Genomic DNA, 7,304 nt, shown 5'->3' on the forward strand with positions numbered 1-7,304 from the left:
TGGCGGGGGCCAGCCCTTGCGGAACAGGCGCGGAATCACGCGCTGGCCGCCCGCGGCAGCTTCGGCGTCGGCGCCGGCTGCGGCGCGACCGCGGGACGGCGCAGTTCGACCACATTGTCCGGCGACAGCGGCGCCGGCACGGTAACGGCATAGATGCGCGGCGCGGCACGACGCCCGGCCGCCAGCCGGCACAGCCCGCGCCACCACGGGAAATCGCGAAGGAGTTTCATGGCCTTCTCCTCGTAAACGGTGCCGCGGCACCGTTCGGGATCAGGCCGCGCCTTCCTAGTCGAGGAAAACGCAGGCCGACCGCGGGCGGTCGCCGCAGACGATCAGCTTGTTATGCGACGCCGGCACCCGATGCTCGCGGATGTCGGCGTTGCGACTAGGGTAGACGTCCATATGCCTTGGAGGGTCTTGGGGAATGCCAGGGCGCTGGCGCGCCGGTTGGCGCGCGCATTGTGGTCACGGAGCAGGCATCTGTCAAGCGCGCGGCAGTCTCATGCCGCGTGCTGCAGCACGATGCCGGCGCCCTGCAGCGGTGCCATCAGCCAGTGGTCGGCGAGCAGGAAGGCGAACAGCGCCATCAGGTAGACGATGGAGTACTTGAACACGCGCATGGCGAAGAACTCGTCCGGCGGATTCAGCAGGCGCACCGCGTAGTAGAGGAAGCCGCCGCCCAGCACCAGCGCGCCGCCCAGGTACACCGCGCCGCTGAAGCCGGTCAGCGCCGGCAGCAGCGTCACCAGCACCAGCAGCACCGTGTAGAACAGCACGTGCCAGCGCGTGTAGGCCACGCCGTGGGTCACCGGCAGCATCGGGATCTGCGCGCGCGCGTAGTCGTCGCGGCGGAAGATCGCCAGCGCCCAGAAGTGCGGCGGCGTCCACACGAAGATGATCAGGCACAGCTGCAGCGCGAAGGCGTGCAGCTGCCCGGTCACCGCGGTCCAGCCCAGCACCGGCGGAATCGCGCCGGCCAGGCCGCCGATCACGATGTTCTGCGGCGTGGCTCGCTTGAGGTAGGCGGTATAGACCAGCGCGTAGCCGATCAGGCCGCCGAAGGTGAGCCATGCGGTCAGTGGGTTGACCAGCAGCGCCAGCACCAGCATCGAGGCGATGCCGAGCGCGATGGCGAACAGCAGCACCTGGCGCGGCTTGAGCGCGCCGGTGGCCAGCGGCCTGCGCGCAGTGCGGGCCATCAGCTTGTCGATGCGCTCGTCGATCAGATGATTGAAGGCGGCGGCCGAACCCGATGCCATCCAGATGCCCAGCGTGCCGAACACCAGCGCGCGCCACGGCGGGATGCCGGGCACCGCCAGGAACATGCCGATCACCGCGCAAAACACCAGCAACGCGACCACGCGCGGCTTGGTCAGCTGCAGGTACTCGCGCAGGTGCGCGCTCATCGCCGGGATTCCGCGGATGCCGATGCCGCATCATCCGTGCGCGGCTGCGTGCGTGCCAGTGCCGCCAGCATGGTGAACAGCAGCAGCGCGGCCACGCCGTTGTGCGCGGTGGCGATCGGCAGCGGCAAGCCGAAGTGCACGTTGCTGATGCCCAGCAATACCTGCGCGGCGAGCACCACGCCGATCGCCGCACCCGCCAGCCTCAAGCCGCGCCTGGCCACGCGATGTCCCAGCCACAGCAGGTAGACGAACACCACCAGCGCGCCGATGCGGTGTGCGATCTGGATCGCGCTGCGCGCCGCCATGTCCAGCACGCCGCCTTCGTAGTTCACGCCGATGCCGCGCCAGAGCACGAAGCCCTCCTTGAAGTCGGTCGGCGGCATCCACTGGCCCAGGCACTTGGGGAACGCGTCGGGGCCGGTGCCGCAGGCGAGCGCGGCGTAGTTGGACGAAGTCCAGCCGCCGAGCGCGATCTGGCAGGCCAGCAGCACGATGCCCAGCGCGATCCAGCGGCGCAGCGGCGCGTGGCGGTCGTCGACGGCGCCTACGCCGGCGAAGCGCAGTGCCGCATAGGCCAGCAGCGCGAAGGTCGTGATGCCGCCCAGCAGGTGGCCCATCACCACGATCGGCTTGAGCAGCAGGGTCACCGTCCACATGCCCAGCATCGCCTGGAAGACGATCACCGCCAGCGCCAGCACGGCCACGCGCCAGGCGCCGGGGCTGCGCAAGCGGATCGCTGCCGTCAGCGGCAGGGCGATCGCCGCCACCGCGAGTACCGAGGACCAGGCATGCTCGCCGCGCATGTAGAGGGTGACCCCGATGGCCGCGAAGACCGCACCGAGGATCACGGCGGCGCGCGCCCAGCGCGGGCGCCAGGCCGCCAGCAGTGCCAGCACCAGCACCAGCACGCCCAAGGTGCCGGCGAGGAAGCGGTGCACCTGCTCGCGCCAGGCCTTGGTCGCCTCGTAGGGACGGTCGGGGAAGGCCGCGTCGGCGCGCGCCACCGCCTGCTCGTGGTGCGGCCAGGTCACCTGGCCGTAGCAGGTCGGCCAGTCGGGGCAGGACAGGCCAGCGTTGGACAGGCGCACGAAGGCGCCGAACATCACCACGCCGAAGGCGAACAGTGCCGCGCCCAGGGCCAGCCAGCGCATGACGCGGCGCACCCGCTCCCCTCTCCCGCCGCCGGGGAGAGAGGCGGGGGGAGGCGTCGCGCCCGCGGGGAGCTGCCCTCTGACGGGCGGGGCCTGGGCAGTGTCTTCCACGTTCACTTGATCACCTTGTGCATGTCGCGCATCAGGCCGGTGCCGTCGAAGCCTGCCGGGTAGTAGGCCAGCGCCGTGCCGTTGGACTCGACCAGCAGCGCGCTCACGCTGTCGGCGCCGGTCGGGCGGAACGCCGCGAGCTTGTCGTCGGCGTCGCGGCCCAGCGTCCAGAAGGTCTTCATCGCCGTGACCTGTGCGGAATCGGCCGGCGGCGTGCCGACGTACAGCAGCCGCAGGCGCTTCTGGTTGCGGCTGAGCATGACCCAGGCCTTGGCCATGCCGGTAAGCGTCTCGAAGCAGCGCGCGGCGCAGCCGGGACCGGCCAGTGCGACCAGTGTCATGCGCGGCTCGGCCTGGTCGCGCCAGGCGTAGTTGCGGCCGTCGACCAGGGTCACGCGCAGGTGTTCGTCCACAAAGTTGCGCTGGGGCTGGACCGGCTGGCCATAGCCCTTCCCGCCCGGCTGCCAACCAGTGAAGGTGAGCAGGCCGGCGACGATGATCGGCGCGGCGAATACGGCCGCGATGGCCAGCAACTTCAGGCGGCCGACCTTGGGCGAGCGGGGCGCGGGTGTATTCATCGATCGTCCGTACGTCGAGGGCGGCGCTTGCGGTGCAGGATCGCGAAGATCACCAGCACCGCCACCGCAAAGCTGAACCACTGGAAGGCATAGGCACGATGCCGCGCCGGCGGCATCGAGGAAAAGTCGAACGCATGCGCGCGCTGGTAGATGGCCGCCGGGTCGGCGTCGAGCGCGAGCACGCGCGGATAGAGCGGGCGGCCCAGATCCTTGGCCACCTGGCCCAGGTCCAGGTAGATGGTGGTCTTGGGCCAGTGTGCCTGGCTGGCCAGCGCGTCGCCGCCCAGTTCCAGGCCGACGCCTGGCGGCGGCAGGTATAGCCCATGCAGGCGCACCTCGCCCTGCGGCAGCGGCGGCAGCTGGGGTGGCTTGTCGTTGCCGGTGCCGGGCAGGAAGCCCAGGTCCACCAGCAGCAGGCGCTGCTCGTCCGCCAGCGCCAGCGGCACGTAGGCCTCCACGCCTCCCCGCGCATCGTGGCGTGGGTTGTCCAGCAGATAGACGCGGTCGCCGAGGTAGCGGCCGCCCACTGCCACCCGCGGGAAGGCATCGGCCGGCGGCGCCACCGCCACCCGCCCGAAGGGCACCGGCGCCGCGACCGCCGCGGCGGCATAGCGCCGCACCAGGCGGTCCTTGTAGGCCGCGCGATCGAGCTGCCACACGCCCAGGCGCACGAACAGCGCCGCGGCGGCCACCGCCAACAGCACGCTCCACCAGGCTGGCCTGCGCCATCCTGTCACGCCGAGGCTCCGCCGGCGACGGCTATACTGCCGATTCGGAAGTCGTTCGGACCGCTCACGTGGAAACCATCTACAAGATCGCGCTGGTGATCATGTTCCTGATCGTGGTGTTCAACCTCGGCCAGGCGCTGTACTTCATGATGACCGACAAGGGCAGCAGCCGGCGCACCGCGTGGGCACTGACCCGCCGCATCGGCCTGTCGATCGTGCTGATCGCCATGATCATGCTGGGCATCTGGATGGGCTGGCTGCAGCCCCACGGCGTCGGCCGGTAATTGTAGCGGGGTGGTGGCCGGATAGGCCTGCTGCGCGACATTTCGCGCAGCAGGACCGCGAATGCCGCTCTTTCCCTGGCATCGCTTCCGGCGCAACCGGAATGTCCGCACAGGCAAACAAAAAAGCCCGCCATCGGCGGGCTTTTTGCTGTGCGAAGCGCTCGCCTCGCTCAGAGGATATAGACGAACATGAACAGGCCCAGCCACACCACGTCGACGAAGTGCCAGTACCAGGCCACCGCCTCGAAGCCGAAGTGGTGCTCGGGCGTGAAGTGGCCCTTCAGCACGCGCAGCCAGATGATCGCCAGCATGATCGTGCCCAGCGTCACGTGCATGCCGTGAAAGCCGGTGAGCATGAAGAAGGTCGAACCGTACACGCCGGTGTGCAGGGTGAGGTTCAACTCCTTGTAGGCCTCGATGTACTCGTGCGCCTGGGCATACACGAAGGTGGCGCCCAGCAGCACGGTCAGGCCCAGGAACAAGAGGACCTTGCCGCGATGGCCGCCCTTCAGCGCGTGGTGCGCGATGGTCACGGTGACGCTGGAGGTGAGCAGGATCAGCGTGTTGAGCAGCGGCAGGCCCCACGGCGCGACGGTCTGGAAGGAGCCGCCGATGCGCTCCGGACCGTTGCCGCCGCCGGCACCCCACGCTGCGGCGTAGTCGCTCCACAGGAACTGGTGGGTGAGCACGCCATGGCCCTCGCCGCCCAGCCACGGCACGGAGAACATGCGGGTGTAGAACAGCGCGCCGAAGAACGCGCCGAAGAACATCACCTCGGAGAAGATGAACCACATCATGCCCATGCGGAAGGAGCGGTCCACCTGGGCGTCATAGCGGCCGGCCAGCGATTCGTGGATCACCGAGCGGAACCAGCCGAAGAACATCGCCAGGACGCCGATGAAGCCGATGGCGATGACAGTCTTGCCGAAGCCTGCTTCGCCCGGCGCGGCATTCAACCAATGCGCGGCACCGAACACGGTGAGGAACATGACCACCGCGGCCACGATCGGCCACTGGCTCTTGGCCGGTACGAAATAAGCGCCTTGCTGCTGACCCATGAGTGATCCCCGTGGATGTCTCTTGTTTGCTTCCATCCCCGCCATGCCGCGCGGGGAACTGCTGACCGGCCCGAAAGCGAGCCGGGGAATACCTTTTTACTAGCCGATCTTGAGCATGCTCAGGATCGAGAGCACGAAGAACGCGACCGCCAGCGAGCCCGCAATCCACAACGTGCGTCGCACGCGCTTGCGGCGGGCCGGATCGTGTTCCATCGCCTCTGTCGCCATCGGATCAGTCTTCGACGTGGCCGTGCGCCAGTTCGTCGTCGTGGATCACCGGCGGCAGCGCGAAGGTGTGGTGCGGAGCCGGCGAGGGCACCGTCCACTCCAGGCCGCGCGCGCTTTCCCATACACGGTCGGGCGCCTTCTTCTTGGAGAAGAACACCGCGTGGATGATCACTCCGAGGAAGATCAGCTGCGAGGCGCCGAACAGGAAGCCGCCGATCGAGCTGATCATGTTGAAGTTGGCGAAGGCCACGTTGTAGTCAGGGATACGGCGCGGCATGCCGGCCAGACCCAGGAAGTGCTGCGGGAAGAACAGCACGTTCACCCACACCACCGAGTTCCAGAAGTGCATCTTGCCCCAGAACTCCGAGTACATGTGGCCGCACCATTTGGGCAGCCAGTAGTAGGTGCCGGACATGATCGCGAATGCCGCGCCGGTGACCAGCACGTAGTGGAAGTGCGCCACCACGAAGTAGGTGTCGTGGTACTGGAAGTCCGCCGGCACCAGCGCCAGCATCAGGCCGGAGAAGCCGCCGATGGTGAACAGGATGACGAAGGCGATGGCGAACAGCATCGGCGTCTCGAAGGTCAGCGAGCCGCCCCACATCGTCGACACCCAGTTGAACACCTTCACGCCGGTCGGCACCGCGATCAGCATGGTGGCATACATGAAGAAGATCTCGGCGCCCAGCGGCAGACCCACCGCGAACATATGGTGCGCCCACACGATGAACGACAGGAAGGCGATCGAGGCGATCGCGAACACCATCGCCTTGTAGCCGAAGATCGGCTTGCGCGAGAACGTCGGGATCACTTCAGAGATGATCCCGAACGCCGGCAGGATCATGATGTACACCTCGGGATGCCCGAAGAACCAGAAGATGTGCTGGTAGAGCACCGGGTCGCCGCCGCCGGCGGCGTTGAAGAAGCTGGTGCCGAAGTACTTGTCGGTCAGCAGCATGGTCACCGCACCGGCCAGCACCGGCATCACCGCGATCAGCAGGAATGCGGTGATCAGCCAGCTCCATACGAACACCGGCATCTTCAAGAGATCCATGCCCGGCGCGCGCATGTTGAGGATGGTCGCGATGATGTTGATCGCGCCCATGATCGAGCTGATGCCCATCAGGTGGATGGCGAACACCACGTAGGCGACCGAGTCGCTCTGCAGCGACAGCGGCGGGTACATGGTCCAGCCGCCGGCCGGGCCGCCGCCCGGCATGAACAGCGTGGACAGCATCAGCGCGAAGGCGAACGGCAGGATCCAGAACGAGAGGTTGTTCATGCGCGGCAGCGCCATGTCCGGCGCGCCGATCATCAACGGGATCATCCAGTTACCCAGGCCCACGAAGGCCGGCATGATCGCGCCGAAGATCATCACCAGCGCATGCATGGTGGTCATCTCGTTGAAGAAGTACGGCTGCACCAGCTGCATGCCCGGCTTGAACAGCTCCGCGCGGATCACCATCGCGAAGCTGCCGCCGATGAAGAACATCAGCAGCGAGAAGACCAGGTACAGCGTGCCGATGTCCTTGTGGTTCGTGGACATGAACCAGCGCGTGAAGAAGTTCGACGGGGCGCCGTGGTGCTCGTCGTGATGGTCGTGGGTGGCTGCGTGGGCCATGGCCTTGCACCTCTACCTAATGCGAATGCTTGAAAGCGGATGGGCGAAGCGTGGCCTTCAGCCCTGCTTGCCCGAAGTCGTTGCGGCCGGGGCTGCCTGGGCGGCGGCCGGGGACGCGGCGGTCGAAGCCGGCGCCGGC

At 67.7% G+C, this 7,304-nt stretch carries 9 protein-coding genes; 1 reads left to right on the top strand and 8 read right to left on the bottom strand.

The window, feature by feature from the left end; translation table 11 throughout:
* Positions 1-35: 35 nt before the first annotated feature.
* The 5 genes from HOQ08_RS10285 to HOQ08_RS10305 form a co-directional block, all read right to left on the bottom strand.
* Positions 36-230: a hypothetical protein gene (locus tag HOQ08_RS10285; protein ID WP_291194121.1), complete on the bottom strand. Its 195-nt coding sequence runs from the start codon at positions 228-230 to the stop codon at positions 36-38.
* A 270-nt stretch (positions 231-500) separates the two neighbouring features.
* On the bottom strand, positions 501-1,406 hold the full coding sequence (gene cyoE / locus HOQ08_RS10290; RefSeq protein ID WP_291194124.1) for a heme o synthase: 906 nt from the start codon (positions 1,404-1,406) through the stop codon (positions 501-503).
* On the bottom strand, positions 1,403-2,557 hold the full coding sequence (locus HOQ08_RS10295; RefSeq protein WP_291194128.1) for a COX15/CtaA family protein: 1,155 nt from the start codon (positions 2,555-2,557) through the stop codon (positions 1,403-1,405). The genes cyoE and HOQ08_RS10295 overlap by 4 nt, the downstream gene beginning before the upstream one ends.
* 113 nt (positions 2,558-2,670) lie before the next feature.
* Complete coding sequence (locus HOQ08_RS10300; RefSeq protein ID WP_291194131.1) at positions 2,671-3,246, bottom strand: hypothetical protein; 576 nt, start codon at positions 3,244-3,246, stop codon at positions 2,671-2,673.
* On the bottom strand, positions 3,243-3,983 hold the full coding sequence (locus HOQ08_RS10305) for an SURF1 family protein (protein WP_291194134.1): 741 nt from the start codon (positions 3,981-3,983) through the stop codon (positions 3,243-3,245). Before HOQ08_RS10305 ends, HOQ08_RS10300 begins: the two co-directional genes overlap by 4 nt.
* 59 nt (positions 3,984-4,042) lie before the next feature.
* Between HOQ08_RS10305 and HOQ08_RS10310 the strand changes: the two genes are divergently transcribed.
* Complete coding sequence (locus HOQ08_RS10310) at positions 4,043-4,258, top strand: twin transmembrane helix small protein (protein WP_291194136.1); 216 nt, start codon at positions 4,043-4,045, stop codon at positions 4,256-4,258.
* Between the two features lie 170 nt (positions 4,259-4,428).
* On the opposite strand, the gene HOQ08_RS10315 is transcribed toward HOQ08_RS10310, so the two are convergent.
* The 3 genes from HOQ08_RS10315 to ctaD all read right to left on the bottom strand — a co-directional run bounded on the left by HOQ08_RS10315 (position 4,429) and on the right by ctaD (position 7,165).
* Positions 4,429-5,316: a cytochrome c oxidase subunit 3 gene (locus HOQ08_RS10315; RefSeq protein ID WP_291194139.1), complete on the bottom strand. Its 888-nt coding sequence runs from the start codon at positions 5,314-5,316 to the stop codon at positions 4,429-4,431.
* A 99-nt stretch (positions 5,317-5,415) separates the two neighbouring features.
* The gene (locus tag HOQ08_RS10320; protein WP_291194142.1) at positions 5,416-5,544 is read right to left on the bottom strand and encodes a hypothetical protein; all 129 of its coding nucleotides are present in this window, start codon (positions 5,542-5,544) and stop codon (positions 5,416-5,418) included.
* A 4-nt stretch (positions 5,545-5,548) separates the two neighbouring features.
* Positions 5,549-7,165: a cytochrome c oxidase subunit I gene (ctaD, locus tag HOQ08_RS10325; protein WP_291194144.1), complete on the bottom strand. Its 1,617-nt coding sequence runs from the start codon at positions 7,163-7,165 to the stop codon at positions 5,549-5,551.
* Positions 7,166-7,304 lie beyond the last annotated feature (139 nt).

This window comes from Frateuria sp., from assembly GCF_013362045.1.
In the GTDB taxonomy this organism is placed as follows: Bacteria; Pseudomonadota; Gammaproteobacteria; order Xanthomonadales; family Rhodanobacteraceae; genus Frateuria_A.